Raw genomic sequence first — 21616 nt, 5'->3', positions numbered from 1 at the left:
TTGCTTTGTCTGCTTTCTTCCTGATTATACTCTCCCCGTAGTAACAAAAGAGGGACTAATACCAATTTGAAAAAAGAATGCGACAAATAAACCATTTGTAGAGACGCGATTCATCGCGTCTTCACCCAAGGATGTGTTGCTAGAGTTTTATTCACACCCCTACACCCCTACACCCCTAATTAACTAGCCTCAGCCAATTTATTTTCTATTTCTGATAACTCGATGCCACCAGAGAAAGTTTTACTATTCATAATGAAGAAAGGTGTGCCAGCAATAGCTAACTTTTGCGCTATTTGGATATCTTTACTAATTGCGGCATCAGCAAGCAGGCGATCGCTGTTAAACTTTTCTAAATCCAGATTGAGTTTTTTGGCAATATCTAAATATAAAGCTTCGCCAAGTTGCTTTTGATTAGTAAACAAAGCATCGTGATATTCCCAGAACTTACCTTGCTGAGTGGCTGCCCAAGCCGCCTTGGCTGCTGGCATAGCTTCATTATGAATAGGTATCAAAGGTAGATGTTTATAAACTAAGGTTATTTCACCCGGATGCTTGGCTAGTAACTGTTTCAATGTGTCATGGGCTTTCGCACAGTAAGGACATTGAAAGTCAGAAAATTCCACGACTACCGCCTTTGATTGAGTGGCGCTAGTAGTAGGAGAATCGCCAATTACCGCTTGCGGATTAGTTTTTAAATCTTGAAGAAATGCCTGCCGTATTTGATTTACTTGCTCTTGTTGTTGCTGCTGATAAACTTGAACAGAATCAATAATTACGTCTGGATGTTCGCGGAGAATTTGTAAAACCTGTTCTTCTAGTTTGGGACTGATGCGGCTGGCTGCTTGTACCGGCAAAGACCAACTTAAAACTAGGCACAATAGACCAAATATCACCCAATTACGTAGATACTGAAATAATTGACGCATAGAAATATCTGGGAGAAAATAACACCTCCCTAGTATTCCCTGGAATTGCACGAAGTAATAGACTTGTTGCAAAAATCCAAAATGTTATACCAATGGGAAAAAAGAATGCGGCAAATAAACCATCCGTAGAAGACGCGATCCATCGCGTCTTCACCCAAGGATATACTGCAATCATTAATTAAATCTGTATTATAAATTATTACAAATCAATTACTTGACTATCAATAGGTAAAGAAAAGTCACGCGACCACTCATTCCAAGAGCCAAAATAATTCCTAGCAGCAATTCCCACTTCATAGAGAGCCATAATTGTATTAGCAGCCCTAGAACCTTTAAAGCAATAAACATACACAGTAGACTCGGAAGTAATACCAACAGATTGACAAATGTCTAAGATTTCTGCTGGGGAACGGAACATGGGGATTCCCGCCTCAGATTTCATGAAAAGATGCCATTCCAACCAGATAGCGTTAGGGATTCGTCCTTTGCGGGGGCAAAAATCAGTACCGTAGGGAGAAGAACTCAGTCCTTGCCATTCCTGGCGATCGCGCACATCTAATTTTATAATGGCTGGATTATCCAGTGCCTCTAACATCTCACTTGTCGTCACTATCATCTCGGCTTGAGGACGTAATCTAAAGATACTGCTATCCCCTTGCGGAACTTCATCAGTGGTAGGTAAACCAGCCGCCAGCCAAGCTTGATATCCTCCGTGTAAAACAGATACTTGAGGACAACCCAAATACTTGAGTAAAAAAGCGGCTCGACAAGATTGTCCGTAGCCTCTATTAAACGCATCTTCATAGACAATTATTCTCTCCCCTCCAGATATTCCTAAATTGCTCATAATTTTTGCAAAATACTCTTGCAAGTTCTTTAATCCGGTAAGAGAAGAATCTTCTAAAAGATAAGTGAAAAAATCTCGAATATTGACAGATTCAGGAATGTGAGCAACTGCATAATCTTCTGGAGCGCGTGTATCGATAATGACGGTTTTAAATGACTTTAGTGCTAATAAAGACGTGAGTTCTTGAGGAGTGATGAGGAGTTTTGTATTCACGCTTTCATACTTCTGTTATCGTGCTATTGGGCATTATCGCGCCCAGTTAATTTGCACTTTGAAGTCAAAATAACAGAAGTTGACTATAAATCTAGGTAAACGCTAGGGTTAGGCGATCGCTTGTGAAAATTTAGGTGTATTATCTGCCATAAATACTTTCATCACCTGACTAACTCTCACTTTACTGTAAGTTGACTAACAATACAGACAGGCTCGGAATTAGATCAAAATAGAAATGTAACTTGTTGTTTATCCTAACCCCGTGCGTAATCTCCAAGAAACTCATCTAAACCGCGCCCGTGCCAGCTTGAGACAAGCACTGTCTTGGTATGGATATCTTCGTAAATCGGGGCATTTATCATCTAACCCAGAGTTGGCAGGTTTGGTGAAACCAGAAATTGAAGCTTTAAACTCCACACTGAACAAGCTGGACTCGAATGTGATTAGAATCGCCGCTTTTGGTTTGGTGAGTCGCGGTAAGTCGGCGGTGTTAAATGCTTTATTGGGCAGTAAAATTTTGCAAACTGGCCCCCTCAACGGTGTAACTCAATGGCCGCGTTCTGTGCGCTGGCAGCCAGGGGGCAAGGTGATAGTAGAGTTAATTGATACCCCAGGACTGGATGAAATTCAGGGCGAGTCACGCGCACAAATGGCGCGGGATGTGGTGCGTCAAGCTGATTTGATTTTATTTGTGGTGTCTGGGGATATTACCCGGACTGAATATCAAGCACTCTTGGAATTACGGCAGGCACAGAAACCGCTAATTTTGGTGTTTAACAAAATCGACTTATACCCAGATACAGACCAGGCGGCAATTTATCGAAATTTACAACAACTAGGCGCAGGAAACCCCCAAGCCAAGCCTTTGTTACCTGATGAAATTGTTATGGTGGCGGCGGAACCTGCACCGATGGAGGTGCGAGTTGAGTGGCCTGATGGGCGGGTGAGTTATGAATGGGAAACACCACCACCCCAAGTAGACGAACTCAAGCAGACTATTTTAAACATTCTCAACCGGGAAGGCCGATCGCTCCTAGCTTTAAATGCCCTGATTCAAGCACGGGAAGCAGAAGCAGCGATCGCCCAAAAAACTATTGACATCCGCCAACAAGAGGCGGAAGATATCATCTGGCAATTTACTAAATACAAAGCCCTCGCTGTAGGACTAAATCCCATTGCCTTTTTGGATATCTTGGGCGGAACCGTGGCTGATTTGGCTTTAATTCGCTCTCTGGCGCGGTTATATGGTCTGCCTATAACTAGCTATGAAGCCGGAAAAATTTTAAAAACAATCTTCATCAGTTCCGGTGGCTTATTGCTGGGAGAATTGGGCAGTAGCTTTTTATTAGGATTAGGTAAAAGTGCTGCGGCTTTAAGTAGTGGCGATAATCCGACAAATGTTACTGCCTTTGCTGGTAGTGCGATCGCTCAAGCTGGAATTGCCGGTTATGGAGCCTATTCTGTTGGCAAAGCTGCCCAAGTATATCTGGAAAAAGGCTGCACTTGGGGGCAGTTAGGCGCTAGTACCGTGATTACAGAAATCTTGTCTCAAGTTGACCAAAATACAATTCTGTATCGGCTGCAACAAGAATTAGGCATGAAATATTGAGAATAAATAAATAATATTGCCCTAATTATTACTATTGTTGAGAAATTGTCAATTTCCATCAAATTCCTCTGATAAACGTGTTCAAATCCGATTTTCAGAGGCAACATAAAAGATATGGCAGTTATTTGCTAATAGTCCAGTTAGCACAGCACTTATACCTGTTTCCATTCAAGATGAAAAGAGAGGAATTCCCAATAAGATTGGCTCACAAAATGGCGGTGTTCACCACTACAATCTTGGGAAAGCCTATCTAAACTGGAAATATCTGCTCTGAAATCAGTTAACTGTTAACTGTTAACAGTCACAGCGTAGTCATAAAAAGGCGAAAAACCATGACAATGACCTTCAATGTAGCCCCAGCAGCCGCAAACTCTGACAACAACGGGACTACAAATTTAGAAAAAGCCATCCTCGCAGCGATCGCTGAAGCTCGTAATACTTGCGAACAAAACGGTGATGGTTCTCCCAACTGTGCCGTAGCTTGGGATATTGTGGAAGAATTACAAGCTGAAAAGTCTCATCAACAGCAAGCACAAAAACGTAAAAATTCTCTAGAAAGTTTCTGCGACCTCCATCCAGAAGCCTTGGAATGTCTGATTTATGATGTTTAATCAATAAGACTTACGCAACCAGATTTTCTGTTGAGACCGGGTGTAAGGGTGTAAGGGTTTCCAACATTTATACCCATAACGGCTAACTGGTAAAACACAATTACCAATTAGCCATTATCAATTTCTTGATAAATATTTAACTAGACTTGATATCAGTCATAGCCAATTGAGTAACTTGTTGAATCGCATTTAAATCTGGTGGTGGCGTTTCGCTTTCCATGTTTAACCATAGGAGATATTCGATATTTCCCGCCGGGCCAGTAATCGGTGACCAAGTTAAGCCCTTATACTTCCAGCCTAATTTATCAGCCGCTTGCCACACCTGAAAAATAGCGTCAGCTTGGTCGTGGGGATCGCGAACAACGCCTTTTTTACCCACACGCGATTTTCCCACCTCAAACTGTGGCTTAACCAATAGCACTGCTTCTCGCGGGGGTTGAGTTAATTGCCATAAAGCTGGCAAAATCTTCGTTAAAGAAATAAAAGAAACATCCACCACCGCCAAATCGGGGATAGCATCCCCATCACCATATAAATCCCCAGGTTGCAATTGACGTAAATTAGTACGTTCACGCAAAATCACCTGGGGATTGTTTCGTAAACCCCAATCGGTTTGTCCGTAACCCACATCGATACCGTAAACTAGCTTTGCCCCAGCTTGGAGTAAACAATCAGTAAAACCACCAGTCGATATACCCCCATCCAAGCAAACACGACCATTTACAGAGATGGCAAATAATTCTAAACCTTTAGCCAGTTTCTCACCACCACGGGAAACAAAGCGCGATCGCTCTTTAATTTTAATCTGAGCCGCAACATCAACCTCTGTCCCCGGCTTATCAATTACCTGCTCATTAACAGTCACTTCCCCCGCCTGAATTAGCCTCTGTGCTAAAGTGCGAGAATTACATAAGTTTAACTCTACTAATAAATTATCTAATCGCTGTTTAGCCAAATTTACCTTCCACAAATATTCTGGAAATACTAATAATATCAATTCTGGCTAATTACTCACCTTATTCTTAACCTCGTTGCAGGCTATTACAAATTACCCAAGTCTGCTTAAAACATATTCACGAGTGCGAGAATCATGAGGGCTGTTAAATATTTTCTTAGTCAGACCAAATTCAACTAATTGACCAATTCTACTTTCATTGCCTTTAAAAAATGCAGTGAAATCTGATATACGACTAATCTGAGGTAAATTATGGCTGACTATCACCATCGTTAATTCAGAACGAAGACGTAAACTCTGAATTAAACTTTCTACTTTCATACTAGCTATAGGGTCAAGACCAAAACAAGGCTCATCCATTAACAAAACTTTTGGCTTAACTGCTAAAGCACGGGCAATACAAAGTCGCTGCTGTTGACCACCAGAAAGGTCTAACGCGGATTTGTGTATTTTATGTTTTATTTCATCCCACAAATCAGCATCTTTAAGCGCGGATTCTACAATATCATCTATTTCTAATTTTGGTCGCCATCCAACTATTTTCACTCCATAAGCCACATTATCATAAACACTCATGGGGAAAAGATTCGGTTTGGGATGTACCATACTCACTTGTCGGCGTAGCCGATTCAAGTTAACTCGACGCTCATAAATGTTTTGATTAAAAAATTCTACCCTGCCTTCTACACGCACTTCTGACTCTAGTTCATTCATCCGATTGAGACATTTAAGAAAGGTAGATTTTCCACAACCACTAGGGCCAATAATAGCAGTTACTTTGCTCTGGTATATCTCCATAGACACCCCCTCAAGTATTTTTTGGGTGTCATAATAAAAGCTGAGATTGTTGACTTTAATGGCTGGAATTAGTTTACTCATAAAAAGGCTGGCAATAAATATTGACTCGACAAAGTAGTAGAAATCAGTGCTGTTGTTTCACGATTTGTGAAGCCAATATTGAATAGTCATGCTTCCAGATTGGGAAGACCAATATTCATTTATAGCTAGATAGCATTTTTTATCAAACAGATATTTGCATCACAAGCATTTTCCTTATCAAAGATATGTGGTATTATTCAATCAAGTTAAAATCAAGCAGTTAGCAAACCAAACTAAACCTACACTTACTCATGAGTTTAAGGTAAGGTAATTTTTTGTTTATCGTTTGAAATTATCTCATTCCTGTGCCCCAATATCAGGAAGTATATTACTTTTATTGCCTAAAGATTGAAAATACTAGTGTATACACTGACTAAATTTAATTTAGACGCTCTGATAAATGGTGATAATTAATTCATGAGACAGATATCTAATACAACACTTACTTAATCATTTATATCTCTGTATTTTACAAAGTATATAATAATTACTATTTTATAAGATGTATTAAAAGTCTTGGTAAACTCATTCGCCCATAAGCGATAAAGTTTACCAAGACTTTATATTATTTAGACGCAAGAAATTTACCCAAGAAATTAGTTGGTCATTTTTATAAATATAGGGCTTACGCAAGTGTCATCATCAAACTAACTGTAGTGTGCGTCAAACCGGATATGGTGGGCAATGCCCACCCTACAGATACTTACCGTTGTTCAATAATCAAATATAATTCCTGTAGTTAGGTTCTATCGCACTGACGCACTTTACCAAACCATCTATTTCAGATAATTTATTGTTTGGTGTTTCCTAAATACCTCACTTTAGCCAAAGCGACCTGAAACATAATCACGGGTGCGAGAATCGAGGGGGTTGCTAAAGATTTGAGTAGTTACACCAAATTCCACCATTTGACCAATACGACTTTCATCCGTACTGAAAAAAGCTGTGAAATCAGATACGCGAGTTGCTTGCTGCATATTATGCGTGACGATCGCAATGGTCAATTCTGAGCGTAAACTATGAATCAGTTCCTCAACTTTCATCGTAGCGATGGGGTCTAGTGCAGAACAAGGCTCATCCATTAACAAAACTTTTGGTTTAATTGCTAAAGCACGCGCAATACAAAGCCGTTGCTGTTGACCTCCAGAAAGCCCTAAAGCTGATTTATTTAGCTTATCCTTGACTTCTTGCCATAAAGCTGCACCCTTGAGGGCAGATTCAACAATTTCATCTAAATCTGCTTGTGGTAATTTAGCAGATATTCTCACACCATAAGCCACATTTTCATAAATACTCATGGGGAAGGGATTAGGTCTTTGAAAAACCATACCAATTTGGCGGCGTAATCTATTAATATTGATGCGCGGGTCATAAATATTTTGACCAAAGAAATCAACAACCCCTTCTACCTTGACTGGGCCTTCTAATTCGCTGATACGGTTGAGGGTTTTGATAAAGGTTGACTTACCGCAACCACTAGGGCCGATAATTGCTGTTACTTTATTGCGGTAAATATCCATTGAAATCCCTTCAATGGCTTTTGATGTGTTGTAATAAAAACTCAGGTCTTTAACTTTAATTGCAGGGATTAATTGTTGATTCATAGTGCTAAATTAGGTCAGTATAAATAATTGACTTTAGGTACAAGTAAATTAAGTATTATGTTTCTGCTGGGCATTGCTCATTATATAAGTGCCGAGATTTTTGAGAAAATCCCATCAGATTCCCACATAAAATCAAGAAGAAGCTGTTGTCTTATACCAACTTTATATAAGATTTCACATAATATAAAATTCATTGATTTATCCGCATTTATCTGCGTGCATCTGTGTTCAATTATTCTCGGCATATCATTCTATTTAGCTTCATATTAATTTTGTATGAGTTTGGGTTATATTTTCTATTTAATCTTCTTCTTACGAGTAACTAAACGAGAAAGCAAACTAAAGCTCAAAACTAAGCCTAGTAAAACAATAGAAGTTGTCCAGACGAGTTGATTTTTCTGGGGGTCAGGGTCGTTGTAAAGGTTGTAAATTAAGACTGGTAAGGAAGCTGTGGGGCCGAGTAATCCGGCTGACCAATCTAGACTAAATAAGGCTGTAAAAATTAGGGGTGCTGTTTCACCAGCAGCACGGGCTACAGCTAGTAAAATACCTGTGGTAATTGGGGGTATAGCAGCAGTAACAACAATACGAATCGTAGTTTGAAAGCGTGTTCCTCCCAAGGCTGCTGAGGCGAGGCGTTGGTCTATGGGAATGAGTTTTAACGCTTCTTCGGTAGTCAGGGCGATGATAGGTAACATGATTGTGGCTAAGGCGAATCCACCAGCGATCGCGCTAAATTGTTTAGTAGCCAAAACTATTAAACCATAAGCGAAGATCCCAACAACAATTGAGGGAACACCAGTCAGGATACTAACGATGAAGCGGACAAAGCGAGCTAAGGGACTAGTTTGGCCAAATTCTGCTAAAAATATGCCTGTAAACAACCCTATAGGAATACTGAATAAAGAACCAAGAGCAACAACTGTAATAGTTCCTAAAATAGCATTACCAAATCCGTTATCGATGACAGATTTGACAAACATTTCTGCTTTTAAACCGATGATTCCTCGTGTAATAATTTCCCAAAGAATCGAAAATAAAGGAATTAAAGCTAATGCAGAGAATGCAAAAGCGATCGCATTCATTACATAAGTAAAGAAAAGTCTTCTTGGTGGTAGAGGACTACATAACTCTGACGCTAAAAGCTGGTCAATTTCTGACGGTTGAGAACTGGTCATATCGTTGACTATTGACTATTGACTATTGACTATTTATTCTTACTACCAACCCACTGCACTAATAACCTAGCGCTAATATTTACAGCTAGAGTGACAGCAAATAATACTAATCCCAAATAACATAAAGCCCCAATGTGTAATCCAGGTTGAGCTTCGGCAAATTCATTCGCTAATACCGAAGGAATTGTATAAGCTGGATCAAGCAAAGAAAGACTAATTTGCGCTGAGTTTCCTATCACCATCGTTACAGCCATTGTTTCGCCTAAAGCTCTACCTAAAGCCAGCATGGCTGCACTGACAATTCCCGAAAATCCCGCAGGTAACAATACCCGAAAAATTGTTTCCCAACGAGTACCACCCAAAGCCATAGAAGCACTACGTAATTCTTTAGGGATGGCTCGCAATACATCACGGCTAATTGCTGACATTGTTGGCAAAATCATAATGGCTAAAATAATCCCAGCCGTTAACATATTTGTGCCAACTGGAAATTCAGAATTAAATAATGGTATCCATTTAAAATTAGTTCCTAACCACTTTTGTACAGGTTCTAAAACTGGAATAAAAATAAAAATCCCCCACAAACCAATAATGACGCTGGGGATAGCAGCAATTAACTCTACAACAAACGCTAAAGTTGTTTGTACAGATGGTGGTAAAAAGTTTTCACTAGTGACTAAAGCAACAGCTATACTCACAGGGACTGCGAAGAAAATAGCGATTATGCTACTCACCAAAGTGCCGTAGATATAAGGTAATGCTCCGAAAATCTCATTAGCTGTATCCCAATCTTGACCCCAAAGAAAACCAATACCAAACTTATCAATGGCTGGTTTAGCTTCGAGGAAGATAATCCAACTCATCACGAATAATACAGCAACGGCGATCGCTGCAAAAGTATAAACTAACCATGTAAATCCTTTGTCTAGCAAAAAATTTCTGCCGTCGTTAGCTGTTAATCCGAGATTTTCATGATCAAAATTGGGTGGAGCTAAATTTGTCATATAAATTTTAGTAATTATATTAATCAATATCTTGGGACTCGTAAGGGTGGACATATAGCCCACCCAACTTAGAAAAGCCAGTATTAAAATTCCTGACTATGGTTTGACGTTGCTATTGACTGTTTGCAACACACGATTAGCTACAGCATCAGGAATTCTTGTGTAATTAAGGTCATCATTGAATTGTTGACCGTCTTTGAGAACCCAGTTGATCCATTTCTTGATAGCTTGAGACTTAGCAGCATCAGCATATTGTCTATAAACCATCATCCAGGTGAGTCCCACAATGGGATAACCTTGTCCTGGATCTCCCACAAAAACGCGGAAATTGTCTGGGAAACTGACAGCTGATAAAGCAGCGTTAGCAGATTGGAGAGAAGGGGCTACAAATTCTCCTTTTCTGTTTTGAATCTGGGCTGATTTGAGGTTATTTTTGGCTGCATAAGCATATTCAACATAACCAATAGAGCCAGGAGTACGAGCCACTAATGATGCTACACCAGGGTTTCCTTTACCTTTGAGAACATTAGGTAAAGTCCATTTGGGTGCAGTATTAGCTCCAATTCTGCCTTTGAAATAACCACTAATAGCACTCAGGTGGTTTGTAAAAATGAATGTGGTACCACTACTATCCGCACGCACAGCAAATCTAATTGGCTGGTTTGGCAGATTTACACCAGGATTATCAGCTTTAATTTTGGCATCATCCCAGTTGGTAATTTGACCAGAAAAAATTGCTGGTAGTGTAGTACGGGATAATCTCAGATTGTTGACACCCGGAACGTTATAGACGACGGAAACAGCACCGCCGGCTGTGGGAACAAGGATGACACCATTTTTGACTTTAGCAATTTCAGCATCTGTCATTGCCGCATCACTACCACCGAAGTCAACAGTTCCGGCTGTTACTTGCCGAATACCACCACCACTACCAATTCCTTGATAGTTAATTCTCAGTTCTGGATGCTTCTTTCTAACTTCACGAGCATACCGTTCATAAAGTGGAGCCGGAAAAGTCGCTCCTGCACCGTTGAGAGTTTGAGCTTGAGCGATCGCTGTAAAAATAGGAGTAACAACAACAGCAGATGTTACCACAGCAGTAGTAAATACACGCTGTAAGACGGTGGTGGAAAAATTCATATTACCTCGTAACGTAGCGATTACTTTCGACTTTCATCACAGCAATCAAAAGGTTATATTTATTACCTTTAATTCAAGTTAAGTATAGGTAAACGAGAAGTTAAGATATCTTTAAACTATGCAATTTTCTTCTTTAGGTTTTTCAATAAACTTTTGAAATAATTCTTGGCAGCAATGATGGGTTAAATTTAAGTGCTTACGGAAAAGGAGCTAATCTAATTATTCGGATATCCCAAAATAAATAAACCCAGCAGGGGCTAAAACAGCAGACCACCCGCCAGGAAGGCACGGTATATTCTCGCCATGTTTGATCGGGGTAGAGCTTATTTATGAGAAATAATGCCTATCCGTAATCAGGATAACTGAACTAGTTATAACTAAGGGTTAAGAAAATTCAGTGATATGGTTAATTTCAAGTTAAAATATACAAATACGGGAAAGAAAAGATATTACAAAAAAATATTGTTTTATTGTGAATTGATTCATCAAAATTTTTAAATGAATTATGTCTTACGAAATAAATTTGTAGAGGAATATTTGGTTATTTTAGTTTTTTAAAATATAATTAACATAAATTTTACAGGACTTAATTTAAAATATAGATTATCTCCAATTATCATTGGAAATAAATGTCATCTTTTTAAGTGCTTGATTTTACAACATAAGTAGAACGACTTGAGAAAACAACCTATGTTAAGTGATGTAAAATACTAGGCTTCAGTTCGCAGTAAGGAATTTAGTCCTTGTTTGAGAACTAAAGTTTTCACTACAAAAATTTAATTATTTACCCTGTTCTACTTAGTAAAAAGTTCAGCAGAAATAAATGTTTCTCCTATTGCAAGTTAAGGAAACTCAGAACTAAATGTACAGCAGATAAGAGCATAATACTTGAATTAGAGCAATCCCCTAAAGGAAAGATAATTTTAGATTTTTGTATATTCATATCTCATTTTTTGAGATTAAAGCTAAATATATTTAGTAGTAGATTAAACTAAAGCAAGGCAGTTCCCCCGAAAATCCCAGGGTGAATTTATGCGGGTTATGTGTCTAAAGAAAAAACTAAGTTATCCCAGCTAGAAAATATGACGGCGGAACTAAAAGTGGCTAGTATTGATAATCACATCTCCTCCTTGTCAGGCGAAGTATCAATTCCCCAAGCTCCACCTGAATTTAAATCAGGGTTTATCGGCATTATCGGTCGTCCCAATGTCGGCAAATCTACCTTGATGAATCAATTAGTAGGACAAAAAATTGCCATCACTTCACCAGTAGCCCAGACAACACGCAATCGTTTGAGAGGAATTGTTACTACACCAGAGGCGCAGTTAATCTTTGTTGATACGCCAGGAATTCACAAACCCCATCATCAATTAGGTGAAGTACTGGTAAAAAATGCCAAACTCGCTATCGAATCAGTGGATGTAGTATTGTTTGTTGTCGATGGTACAGTGGCTTGTGGTGCAGGCGATCGCTTTATTGCCGATTTACTAATTCATAGCAAAACCCCAGTTATCTTGGGTATCAATAAAGTAGACCAACAACCCTCCGACTCCCAAAACATAGATGATAGCTACCAGCAGTTAGCAAGTGCTTATCAATGGCCGACGGTAAAATTCTCGGCTAAGACTGGTACAGATTTGCCCCAACTACAACAATTATTAGTAGAGCATTTAGAGCATGGGCCGTACTATTATCCCCCAGACTTGGTAACAGACCAGCCAGAAAGGTTTATTATGGGGGAATTAATCCGAGAGCAGATTTTGCTGTTAACTCGTGAAGAAGTACCTCATTCAGTAGCGATCGCCATTGACTTAGTCGAAGAAACACCAACTATTACCCGTGTTCTCGCAACAATCCACGTTGAGCGGGATTCCCAAAAAGGCATTCTCATCGGGAAAGGTGGCTCAATGCTCAAATCCATCGGTAGCGCAGCCCGCGAGCAAATTCAAAAGCTCATTGCTGGTAAAGTCTACCTAGAGCTATTTGTCAAAGTCCAACCAAAATGGCGACACTCCCGCGTCAGACTAGCAGAGTTAGGCTATCGCGTGGAAGAATAGAAAGTTAGTCATTGGTCATTAGTCAACAGTCAAAACAGTTTTAGACTCTGAACTATAGACTATAGACTATAGACTATGGACTATGGACTATGGACTATGGACTCTTAACTATTGACAAAAAAATGTCTCCAAATACCGGCTATTTTCTCAATCTGCCAAGTAATGCTCCCCGGTTGCGAATTTTGATTGTAGAAGATGATCCGATGATGCAACTGGGGTTGGAACAGTCATTAATGGCTCATCCCCAATTAGAGATTGTGGGACAAGCAGAAGACGGCTATTTAGGTGTACAAGCAGCACTAGCACTGAAACCGGATTTGGTAGTCATGGATATTGGCTTACCGCGACTTGATGGGATTGCAGCCACACAGCAAATCAAGGCCGCACTACCAGAAACTCATGTGGTTATGCTGACATCCCATAAAACAGAAACAGAAATTATTGCCGCACTTTCTAGTGGTGCAGATGCTTATTGTATCAAAGGCGCAAGCATCGAGCGATTATTGAACGCGATCGCCGCCGCCGTTGATGGTGCAACCTACCTCGATCCCCAGATTGCGCGACAAGTAATTGATCATCTCAAACCCCCCTCAGCCAAGGGAAATACCGCCAATCTATCTGGACGAGAGTTAGAAGTATTAAAACTCATGGTAGAAGGACTGAGTAACCCAGAGATAGCCGAAAAACTATATCTCAGTCCTAATACTGTGAAAACCCACGTCCGGGGAATTATGAATAAATTAGCGGTTGACGATCGCGTACAAGCTGCTGTTGTAGCGCTACGTTCTGGTTTAGTGTAGTTGGCGTAGCATCAGCAACAACGACTGATACCGGTTGAAGTTGACCGATGGGTGCTGGCTGCATATCGCGGTAATCTAAGATTTGGACAACGATCAGATAGGCGATCGCTAAAAGAATCGAAATAGCCCCTGTAATAATTGCCACAATTTTTTTGCGATCCATCATTAGTGCCTAAAATTCAATATTATTCGTCCTTATCTATAATCTACTGAATCCAGCAAAGATAGGATCAATACTAGAAACTCTGCTGGAACTCAAACTTATGTCCCTAACTGAAGAAATTCTCTCCCAACTACCAGGAGACGTTCTAGGAAATTTACGCCGTGCTGATGATGTCCTCAAATCTATTCGAGAAAACACTGCACCGACACCCTCAGTAGTTAAAGAAAACCCAGCAACCTTAGGTACTGTAGACTGGGATGCAATTATTTGTGGTGGTACACTAGGCATTTTAATTGGTTGCGCCTTAGCTGTACGGGGATTGCGGGTGGCGTTACTTGAGAGAGGTAGTTTGCGGGGTAGGGAACAAGAGTGGAATATCTCCCGTAAAGAGTTAGAAGTCTTTATGGAGTTGAATCTGCTAACACCAGAGGAGTTAAACAAAGCGATCGCCACTGAATATAATCCAGCCAGAGTCCAATTTAAAGATGGTGCAGAAGTTTGGGTAAAGGATGTCTTAAATATTGGTGTAGATCCAGTTTATTTACTAGCTACCTTAAAACAGAGATTTTTAGATGCTGGTGGTCAGTTATTTGAACATACACCTTTTAGTGAAGTCGTCATTCATCCAGATGGGGTAATAGTCAATCAGCAATTTACAGCTAAATTATTGATAGATGCAATGGGACACCTTTCCCCCATCACCAAACAAGCACGCCAAGGCAAAAAACCAGATGCACTTTGTCTCGTGGTGGGTAGTTGCGCTCAAGGTTTTAGTGAAAATTCTGCCGGTGATTTAATTTTATCTTTTACATCTTTGCAAAACCAATGTCAGTATTTTTGGGAAGCCTTCCCCGCAAGGGATGGTAGGACAACATATTTATTCACCTACATGGATGCTCATCCCCAACGCTTGAGCTTAGAAGACTTGTTTGCAGAATACTTACGTCTCTTACCAGAATACCAAGGTGTAGAATTACAGCAGTTAAAATTTCAAAGAGCCTTGTTTGGATTTTTTCCGAGCGATCGCCAAAGTCCATTAAAAACCCCTTGGAACCGTATCCTACCAGTAGGAGACAGTAGCGGTAATCAATCACCCCTGAGTTTTGGCGGTTTTGGTGCAATGGTGCGTCACCTGAAGCGTTTAACATTGGGTACACAAGAAGCCTTACAAACTGAGCAATTATCAGCCACAGCACTAGCATTACTGCAACCATATCAACCAAGCCTCAGTGTTACTTGGTTATTTCAAAAAGCCATGAGCGTTAGTATCAATCAAAATATTGCTCCAGAGCAAATTAACCAACTACTATCAACGGTGTTTCAAGAAATGGCACAACTCGGAACACCCGTATTAAAGCCCTTTTTACAAGATATAGTCCAATTCTCAGCACTGACACAAACACTAGCAAAGACTGGCTTATCTCATCCAGTATTAGTTGCTAAAATAATTCCCCAAGTAGGTTTAGTCAATCTATTAGATTGGCTAGTGCATTACACCAACTTAGGCATTTATACTGCGCTGTTTGCACTAAGTCCAACCTTAGAAATATGGATTAAGAATTTTCCACCTACGCAACAATACTATTGGCATCGTTTAATGGATGCTTGGAAATTCGGTTCTGGCGGTGATTATAACGTTTAAATCCCCACTCACAAGGGCGGGGATTTGGTAACGGGTAATAGGCCAATTACCCATGATTGATTCTTGGATGGAGTATAGTGCGCTACTTTACCAGACTTAAATACTTACCCAAATGCTGCCTTCTTCCACACGGGTAGGAAAGACAGATAGCCCCTTTTCTTTAGAAATCATACCCATGACTTTCCCAATACCGGGAGGAAAGGGAGTCCATTCAGTAGGATTACCAGTAGTCAGATCAAAGGCGCTACGGTGAAAAGGACAGACAATCGCTCCATCATCTGTGATTTTGCCCTTTTGTAAAGGTAGTTTCAAGTGGGGGCAAGAATTTTCCACCGCAAAAACTTGGTTGTTATGGTTCAGTAGCAAGATGTTCCGTTGTTCAACCTTGACCACTTTACGCCCATTGGGTGGTAATTCATCTTGGCCAATAACTTTGATCCAGTTCATTAATACCTCTCTTATCGATCAGCCTGTTAAGTACATCATTTCACAAGTTTGTGACTGTATATAGTAATGAGGGGTAGATAAGAGCAACTGAGTTTAAGTCATCAACGATTGATATAAGTATGAATTTCAGCAAATCTTATCAATAAATAGAGTAAATTCAATAGTCTTTTATGTATTTGTCATGTATTAAAATTTGCACACTCTTTATTTAAAGCAAGTAGGATAAAGAATACATAAATATTTATCTTATACAATTAAGTTCCTTTATAAAACTCCTTTAATAAGAAGCTACATTAAAGCTTATATCTTACAGCAACTTCAAATAACTTGTAGAGTTAGAGAATAATTTACCCCACATTTTATTGAAACATCATCAGATAAATCCTTAGTGAGATTCACACAAAAAATAAACTTACTTTCAGGATATTTACGGGTCACTGTCAGTATTTTCATGGAACATAATGGATGGCATAGCAAGTAAATCAAAGTAAAAACCATGAAAACTAAAAACTTATATATAACTGTCGGATTGCTTGTCAGTACAATACTAACTACAGCTAATTCTGCTCAAGCAGCTATTTTCACCAGCAATGTCAGTCAGAACACTAATCCCAAGGCTAATATTTTCTTAAATTCCATTACTCAAAATGGCAAGACATTCAGCAATTTCTCGTATGTAAATAGTGCCAACATATTGTTCAATACTCCTAGAACTATCAAACCAGTTAATGAAGGCGGTGCTAGCACTGATAAAGGAGATAATGCCAATGCTCCTCTACCAACTAACGAAGAGCCAACTGGTGCCGAGATTGCTGCATATTTAGGTAACAACAACCTGAACAATATTATTGACACTGAAGACACAGGTTCCTTTGAGATTGATATCTTCTTCGAGCATAAAATAATCAAAGATAACTCAGGACTTGATAATATCTTCTATTGGGAACGTGGTCAGAATAGCTCCATCGGTATTCAGGCTATTGATCATCTGGGAAATACCATTGGTAATTTCATCACCATTACTAAAAATGATCTTACTTACGCAAACTTCGACATTAATACCAAAGAAATTTCTAGCGCTCAACCTGTCGGTTCTGTAGGTATCAGTCTCGACGCATTGGGAGTAACTAGCTTGAGTGGTTTAAAACTTACAGCACATGGTAGCTATCATGGCCCTGACTTCAAATTAATTGCCAGAAAAACAACACCAGAACCAACAACTGTTCTGGGTTTAGGTGCAGTAGCAACCCTTGCTTTCTTACGCCGTCGCCAATTCAAGTTTAATTCTGTTAAATAATCATGATGAGGTAAGTAGGAAAACTGATAAAACAGTGAGTGGATAAATTAGTTAAGCTAATAAACATCTGAATTGCATAACTACTAATAAGGTCTGTTGACTGTCAATGGTTAACAGACCTATATCTTTACCCCCTTATACTCAGCCTCAAAAGACAATCTGGGTGCGTCAGACCCAATAATTTCGTATACATTAGAAGATTTTCCACATCTGGCGCACCCTACTATTGTGCCAGTTGCGTAAATCATATATCTAATTTACAGACTGTAATCTGTTTTGAATGATGGCATTAATTGCTGCATAGTGTGTTTTATAGTTGGGAAGTGTAGCTTGAGCCTGTTGATAAGTAAAGCTATTTTGCGGGATAGCTTCCAATAATGTAATAGCCTGTAGCCATTTATCTTTTGATTGCTGCCAAGCTAATAATGAATTTGGCGAATTTTTTATAAAAAACGCAGCTTCTGTAGCTAGCTTTTCGGCTGCTTCTAAGTTCATTAACGCTTGTTTTTCAGATGCTGCTCTTTTATTAATCGCATCATAATTACGTCTGTAACGAATCAGTCTATCGTGTGCCTTTATAGAAACAGATGTTCCTTCGGGAATCAAGTTTAAAAATTTTATTGCCTGCTGCCATTTACCTGCGGCTTTTTGCCAAACTTTCACAGGATGGGGCGGATTTTGAGCTATGGAAGAAGCTTCCATTCCCAGTTTTAAAGCAGATTTGAAGTTACTGGCAGCTTGTGTTTCTGGATCAACATTTTGGGTAGTTTGTTGAGGTTGATTGATTTTATCTTTGATCATGCCAATACCAAAGATTAAAATAACTAAACTTGATGTTATAAATAGAGTTGTATGTAATATTGGTGAGAAATTATTAGCTAGTTTTTCTGTACGTCGATTTATATACTTGTTATTAGTTAAACTTTGCTGTGCCTGCTCTTTTAATTGTTGGCATTCGGTTAAGAAAGCAGTGAGTCTATACTGAAATTTTTGGCAATCATCGAGAATATCAGTCAATTCTTGAAACTTATTTTCACTAGATATAATTAATTCGTGCGTATCATCTAACCATTCTATAGCAAAGCCTGATTGACCACAAAATGATGATATCGCCAGTAGAATTGTTAATAATCCCTGACTATTCTTAATAGTGTTGACAACATAAAATAGTCTGTCTTGAGCTTTTAATACTTCCTCTTCAATGTTAATAATTTGCTGAATTTGCTTTTCTAAAATTTTAGGATTACTAAAAGCTAACTTGATATCTATACTCTTGCTTAAATGTTCAATATGAGTGCTTAAGCTGGGATGACTAATATCTGCATTGACTTTATTGACCAGATGAGAATCGCTTAAAATATCTGCGGCGATCGCCTGTAATAAATTCCCCCACTCTAACCAGTAATTTATTTTCGATTTTAAAGTATCTAAAGATATTTCTATGGCGGGATTGCCAAATTTTTCAGTAATTAGTCTTGTGTTACCAGTGATAGTTGGTTCTACCCGCAAAATACTAGGTAATAACAAACATCTTGCAGCACTCAGCTGAGGCGGGGTAGCAGTACCTTTGTGGGTAGCAAGACTTAATGGTTGAGTAATTGCCTCCGCCAGTGCGTAGCTAATCGCCTGTTGAATATTGTGCAGTTGCTCCTGAGCCTGATTAATCAGGACAACTTGTTGTATGATCTCCTGAGAATTACCTAAAGTAAGTCTTAGACCATAAACAATTTTTGGCAAATTATTAATAAGTATTTCCAAATCTGTCATAGCTATCCCTGGGGGATGGAACAAAAATTTATGTAAGACCGTGAAAATAACAATTGGGGATGAGGGACTGGGAACTGGGAAAAGGAATTTTTACTTCCTTGTTGTGTGAGTGATTACATGACTACTATGAAAGAGTTCTGAGTAAAAACCACTAGCCCAAGTACCTCTATTGTTTAAACTTTGAGAAAATGTCTAATAGCACTAGTGAAACTGCTTAATTGTTAAATCATAGGAACGATAGATTTATATTTCCCAGAAATTTTGCTAAAGTAACGAGTCCAGTTTTTGAGTTAAATATCGGGCGTTTCTCCTCTGACTTTATGAATGAAACTGATTTAGCTTTTACCCCAGCACTAGAGTTGGCGCAATTGATTCGCCACCGGGAAGTATCGCCGTTAGAGTTGGTGGAAATATATTTACAAAGGATTGAGCTGTTAAACCCGGAATTGGGAAGTTACTTTACGGTGACGGCAGAATTGGCTAGTGCTGATGCTAAAGCCAAAACAGAATTACTCACAACAACCTCAGAACTGCCTCCATTTTTCGGCGTACCAATTTCCATCAAAGACCTTAACGCCGTGGCTGGTGTCCCTTGTACCTACGGTAATCCAGCTTTGTTAAACAACATCCCAGAATTCGACGATGGTGTAGTGACACGCATTAAACAAGCTGGGTTCACAATTTTAGGTAAAACAGCCACCTCCGAACTAGGTTCATTTCCCTACACAGAACCTACGGGATTTGTCCCAGCCAGAAATCCTTGGAACTTAGAATACACCCCTGGTGGTTCTAGTGGTGGGGCAGCTGCCGCAGTTGCAGCCGGTCTATGTGCGATCGCCCAAGGTTCCGATGGTGGTGGTTCGATTCGGGGGCCTGCGGCTTGTTGCGGTGTGGTAGGCATTAAACCAGCAAGGGGTAGAGTTAGTAAAGCGCCAGTGGGCGATCGCTTGGCGGGTATTTCCACTAATGGGCCAATTGCCCGTACTGTTGCCGACGCAGCCGCCCTATTAGATGCTATGTCTGGTTACGTGACGGGTGATCCTTATTGGCTACCAGATCCTGAACCGTCGTTTTTAACCGCCGCACAAACACCACCCACTCAGTTACGAATTGCATTTGCCACGGATATTCCTCCCTTGGGTGAAGCAGACACTAATTGCCAACAAGGTGTGTTGACGACAGTTAAATTATTAGAACAACTCGGACATCACATAGAACAAAAGTCTTTAGACTTGAGTGGGTTAGTAGAACCATTCCAAATCGTTTGGCAATCTGGTGTAGCTGGATCAGGTTTACCACCGGAAATATTACAGCCAGTTAATCGTTGGTTATTGGCCAGAACTGGTACTGTTGCTGATTACATCCAAGCCGTCTACAAAATGCAAATAGTAGCACGGCAAATTGTGGCATTTTTTGACAATATAGACGTATTAGTATTGCCAGTATACCTGCACTCACCTATCCGTGTTGGGGAATGGGCTGCTTTGAGTCCAGAAGATACATTCCAACAAATTATTAACTGGGTAGCCCCTTGTCCACTAGCCAATGCTACCGGACAACCGGCGATCGCTTTACCAGCAGGTTTTGACCGTAACGGTTTACCTATTAGCGTTCAGCTAATTGGCAGACCTGCGGCGGAAGCTACTTTAATCAGCCTGGCAGCACAAATAGAAGCTGCTAATCCTTGGAACAAAGATCGTCCAGCCTTTGCCGTCTTTAGCTAAATTAGCTAACACTACATCTGGCAGAAAGCCGAGGATTTATTGTGGCAAGACTGAAAGCTAATTTATAAAGTCAAGCACAATAATCAAACTGTTGTCCTGATAGATGCGACAGGAGAGCCGATTTTAGCGAATGACCCGTATATTTTGCGTCAACAGCCGAAAAGTATCTTGTGTAGTCCGATTTTGCATCAAGGCAAGTTGATGGGGATTTTGTATCTGGAAAACAGTTTAGTTATAGGGGCGTTCACGAGCGATCGCGTTGAAATACTGAATTGACTTTGCGCTCAAGCCGCCATTTCTCTAGAAAATGCCCGACTTTATGAAAATTCCCAAAACTATGCTTAACAATTGACACAATCTCTCTCACAATTGCAGGCTAATGAAATCCGCTTTCAAAATTTGGCAAATAATATTCCGGGTATGGTATACCAATTCCATCTGGCGGCGGATGGTTCCACTTCTACACCCTACGTTAGTTCTGGCTGTTGGGACTTGTATGAGTTAGATCCAGAGTTGGTGATGGCGGGGATACATAATTTTTCTACAATGCACCATCCTGACGATCACGCAGCAATGGTAGAAGCCCTCACTTACTCTGCACAAAATCTCACACCTTTTGAACAAGAATGTCGCCTTGTCCCGCCTTCGGGAAGGGTGAAATGGGTGCAATTTGCTTCTCGGCCAACGCGACGAGCCGATGGGGTAACTGTATGGGATGGAGTAGTGATGCACCCACCACATTGTCTAAGCGAT

Annotated in this window: 18 protein-coding genes and 1 pseudogene; 8 read left to right on the top strand and 11 right to left on the bottom strand. The window is 39.9% G+C overall.

Translation table 11 applies throughout. The annotated features are described in order from the left end of the window. Positions 1-179: 179 nt before the first annotated feature. Entirely contained in the window at positions 180-926 is a 747-nt protein-coding gene (locus ACM5QX_RS06925) for a DsbA family protein (protein WP_414752945.1), read from the bottom strand. A 199-nt stretch (positions 927-1125) separates the two neighbouring features. After that, positions 1126-1986, bottom strand: coding sequence for a sulfurtransferase (locus ACM5QX_RS06920; protein WP_414752944.1), 861 nt, complete (start codon positions 1984-1986; stop codon positions 1126-1128). A 262-nt stretch (positions 1987-2248) separates the two neighbouring features. Between ACM5QX_RS06920 and ACM5QX_RS06915 the strand changes: the two genes are divergently transcribed. Further along, positions 2249-3595, top strand: a complete 1347-nt coding sequence (locus ACM5QX_RS06915) for a GTP-binding protein (RefSeq protein ID WP_414752943.1) — start codon at positions 2249-2251, stop codon at positions 3593-3595. A gap of 332 nt (positions 3596-3927) precedes the next feature. Further along, positions 3928-4206: a Calvin cycle protein CP12 gene (locus ACM5QX_RS06910; RefSeq protein ID WP_011321179.1), complete on the top strand. Its 279-nt coding sequence runs from the start codon at positions 3928-3930 to the stop codon at positions 4204-4206. A 136-nt stretch (positions 4207-4342) separates the two neighbouring features. Here ACM5QX_RS06910 and ACM5QX_RS06905 read toward each other — a convergent pair whose 3' ends face one another. The 6 genes from ACM5QX_RS06905 to pstS all read right to left on the bottom strand — a co-directional run bounded on the left by ACM5QX_RS06905 (position 4343) and on the right by pstS (position 10966). Continuing rightward, positions 4343-5161: a TlyA family RNA methyltransferase gene (locus ACM5QX_RS06905; protein WP_414752942.1), complete on the bottom strand. Its 819-nt coding sequence runs from the start codon at positions 5159-5161 to the stop codon at positions 4343-4345. A 93-nt stretch (positions 5162-5254) separates the two neighbouring features. Next, positions 5255-6040: a phosphate ABC transporter ATP-binding protein gene (locus ACM5QX_RS06900; RefSeq protein WP_011321181.1), complete on the bottom strand. Its 786-nt coding sequence runs from the start codon at positions 6038-6040 to the stop codon at positions 5255-5257. Between the two features lie 821 nt (positions 6041-6861). Beyond that, complete coding sequence (gene pstB / locus ACM5QX_RS06895) at positions 6862-7644, bottom strand: phosphate ABC transporter ATP-binding protein PstB (RefSeq protein ID WP_011321182.1); 783 nt, start codon at positions 7642-7644, stop codon at positions 6862-6864. Positions 7645-7940: 296 nt separating this feature from the next. Next, positions 7941-8822 (bottom strand): phosphate ABC transporter permease PstA, encoded by an 882-nt coding sequence (gene pstA / locus ACM5QX_RS06890; protein ID WP_414752941.1) that lies wholly within the window; start codon positions 8820-8822, stop codon positions 7941-7943. Positions 8823-8851: 29 nt separating this feature from the next. Then, positions 8852-9826 carry a phosphate ABC transporter permease subunit PstC gene (gene pstC / locus ACM5QX_RS06885; protein WP_414752940.1) on the bottom strand — a complete coding sequence of 325 codons (975 nt, stop codon included), beginning with the start codon at positions 9824-9826 and terminating at the stop codon, positions 8852-8854. Between the two features lie 96 nt (positions 9827-9922). Further along, positions 9923-10966, bottom strand: coding sequence for a phosphate ABC transporter substrate-binding protein PstS (gene pstS / locus ACM5QX_RS06880; protein ID WP_414752939.1), 1044 nt, complete (start codon positions 10964-10966; stop codon positions 9923-9925). 1082 nt (positions 10967-12048) lie between these two features. On the opposite strand from pstS, the gene era reads away from it, so the two are divergent. Then, positions 12049-13023 (top strand): GTPase Era, encoded by a 975-nt coding sequence (era, locus tag ACM5QX_RS06875; protein ID WP_414752957.1) that lies wholly within the window; start codon positions 12049-12051, stop codon positions 13021-13023. A 122-nt stretch (positions 13024-13145) separates the two neighbouring features. Continuing rightward, the gene (locus tag ACM5QX_RS06870) at positions 13146-13823 is read left to right on the top strand and encodes a response regulator (RefSeq protein WP_414752938.1); all 678 of its coding nucleotides are present in this window, start codon (positions 13146-13148) and stop codon (positions 13821-13823) included. Here ACM5QX_RS06870 and ACM5QX_RS06865 read toward each other — a convergent pair. Next, positions 13753-13986: a hypothetical protein gene (locus ACM5QX_RS06865; protein WP_414752956.1), complete on the bottom strand. Its 234-nt coding sequence runs from the start codon at positions 13984-13986 to the stop codon at positions 13753-13755. The genes ACM5QX_RS06870 and ACM5QX_RS06865 overlap by 71 nt on opposite strands. A 100-nt stretch (positions 13987-14086) precedes the next feature. Here ACM5QX_RS06865 and ACM5QX_RS06860 point away from each other — a divergent pair, with 100 nt between their 5' ends. Continuing rightward, positions 14087-15628 (top strand): NAD(P)/FAD-dependent oxidoreductase, encoded by a 1542-nt coding sequence (locus tag ACM5QX_RS06860; RefSeq protein ID WP_414752937.1) that lies wholly within the window; start codon positions 14087-14089, stop codon positions 15626-15628. A 96-nt stretch (positions 15629-15724) separates the two neighbouring features. On the opposite strand, the gene ACM5QX_RS06855 is transcribed toward ACM5QX_RS06860, so the two are convergent. After that, a complete protein-coding gene (locus tag ACM5QX_RS06855) occupies positions 15725-16075 on the bottom strand; it encodes a Rieske (2Fe-2S) protein (RefSeq protein ID WP_414752936.1) in 351 nt (116 codons plus the stop codon). Between the two features lie 496 nt (positions 16076-16571). Between ACM5QX_RS06855 and ACM5QX_RS06850 the strand changes: the two genes are divergently transcribed. Then, complete coding sequence (locus ACM5QX_RS06850) at positions 16572-17372, top strand: exosortase-dependent surface protein XDP2 (protein WP_414752935.1); 801 nt, start codon at positions 16572-16574, stop codon at positions 17370-17372. Positions 17373-17624: 252 nt separating this feature from the next. On the opposite strand, the gene ACM5QX_RS06845 is transcribed toward ACM5QX_RS06850, so the two are convergent. Then, the gene (locus ACM5QX_RS06845; RefSeq protein ID WP_414752934.1) at positions 17625-19139 is read right to left on the bottom strand and encodes a hypothetical protein; all 1515 of its coding nucleotides are present in this window, start codon (positions 19137-19139) and stop codon (positions 17625-17627) included. A gap of 320 nt (positions 19140-19459) precedes the next feature. On the opposite strand from ACM5QX_RS06845, the gene ACM5QX_RS06840 reads away from it, so the two are divergent. Next, complete coding sequence (locus ACM5QX_RS06840; RefSeq protein WP_414752933.1) at positions 19460-20863, top strand: amidase; 1404 nt, start codon at positions 19460-19462, stop codon at positions 20861-20863. 54 nt (positions 20864-20917) lie between these two features. Further along, positions 20918-21592: pseudogene (locus tag ACM5QX_RS06835) on the top strand (GAF domain-containing protein); the annotation flags it as partial. Positions 21593-21616: the final 24 nt, after the last annotated feature.

It is taken from the genome of Anabaena sp. CCY 9910 (assembly GCF_963920875.1).
Classification (GTDB): domain Bacteria; phylum Cyanobacteriota; class Cyanobacteriia; order Cyanobacteriales; family Nostocaceae; genus Trichormus; species Trichormus variabilis.
The sequence above is the reverse complement of the archived record's forward strand: the minus strand, read 5'-3'. Positions and strand labels throughout refer to the sequence as shown.

Excerpts from the sequence above, each read along its gene's own strand:
- ACM5QX_RS06855 (WP_414752936.1), bottom strand. The coding sequence starts at position 16,075 with ATGAACTGGATCAAAGTTATTGGCCAAGATGAATTACCACCCAATGGG.
- ACM5QX_RS06845 (WP_414752934.1), bottom strand. The coding sequence starts at position 19,139 with ATGACAGATTTGGAAATACTTATTAATAATTTGCCAAAAATTGTTTAT.
- era (WP_414752957.1), top strand. The coding sequence starts at position 12,049 with ATGACGGCGGAACTAAAAGTGGCTAGTATTGATAATCACATCTCCTCC.
- ACM5QX_RS06900 (WP_011321181.1), bottom strand. The coding sequence starts at position 6,040 with ATGAGTAAACTAATTCCAGCCATTAAAGTCAACAATCTCAGCTTTTAT.
- ACM5QX_RS06865 (WP_414752956.1), bottom strand. The coding sequence starts at position 13,986 with ATGGATCGCAAAAAAATTGTGGCAATTATTACAGGGGCTATTTCGATT.
- pstB (WP_011321182.1), bottom strand. The coding sequence starts at position 7,644 with ATGAATCAACAATTAATCCCTGCAATTAAAGTTAAAGACCTGAGTTTT.
- pstS (WP_414752939.1), bottom strand. The coding sequence starts at position 10,966 with ATGAATTTTTCCACCACCGTCTTACAGCGTGTATTTACTACTGCTGTG.
- pstA (WP_414752941.1), bottom strand. The coding sequence starts at position 8,822 with ATGACCAGTTCTCAACCGTCAGAAATTGACCAGCTTTTAGCGTCAGAG.
- ACM5QX_RS06870 (WP_414752938.1), top strand. The coding sequence starts at position 13,146 with ATGTCTCCAAATACCGGCTATTTTCTCAATCTGCCAAGTAATGCTCCC.
- pstC (WP_414752940.1), bottom strand. The coding sequence starts at position 9,826 with ATGACAAATTTAGCTCCACCCAATTTTGATCATGAAAATCTCGGATTA.
- ACM5QX_RS06860 (WP_414752937.1), top strand. The coding sequence starts at position 14,087 with ATGTCCCTAACTGAAGAAATTCTCTCCCAACTACCAGGAGACGTTCTA.
- ACM5QX_RS06910 (WP_011321179.1), top strand. The coding sequence starts at position 3,928 with ATGACAATGACCTTCAATGTAGCCCCAGCAGCCGCAAACTCTGACAAC.
- ACM5QX_RS06850 (WP_414752935.1), top strand. The coding sequence starts at position 16,572 with ATGAAAACTAAAAACTTATATATAACTGTCGGATTGCTTGTCAGTACA.
- ACM5QX_RS06925 (WP_414752945.1), bottom strand. The coding sequence starts at position 926 with ATGCGTCAATTATTTCAGTATCTACGTAATTGGGTGATATTTGGTCTA.
- ACM5QX_RS06840 (WP_414752933.1), top strand. The coding sequence starts at position 19,460 with ATGAATGAAACTGATTTAGCTTTTACCCCAGCACTAGAGTTGGCGCAA.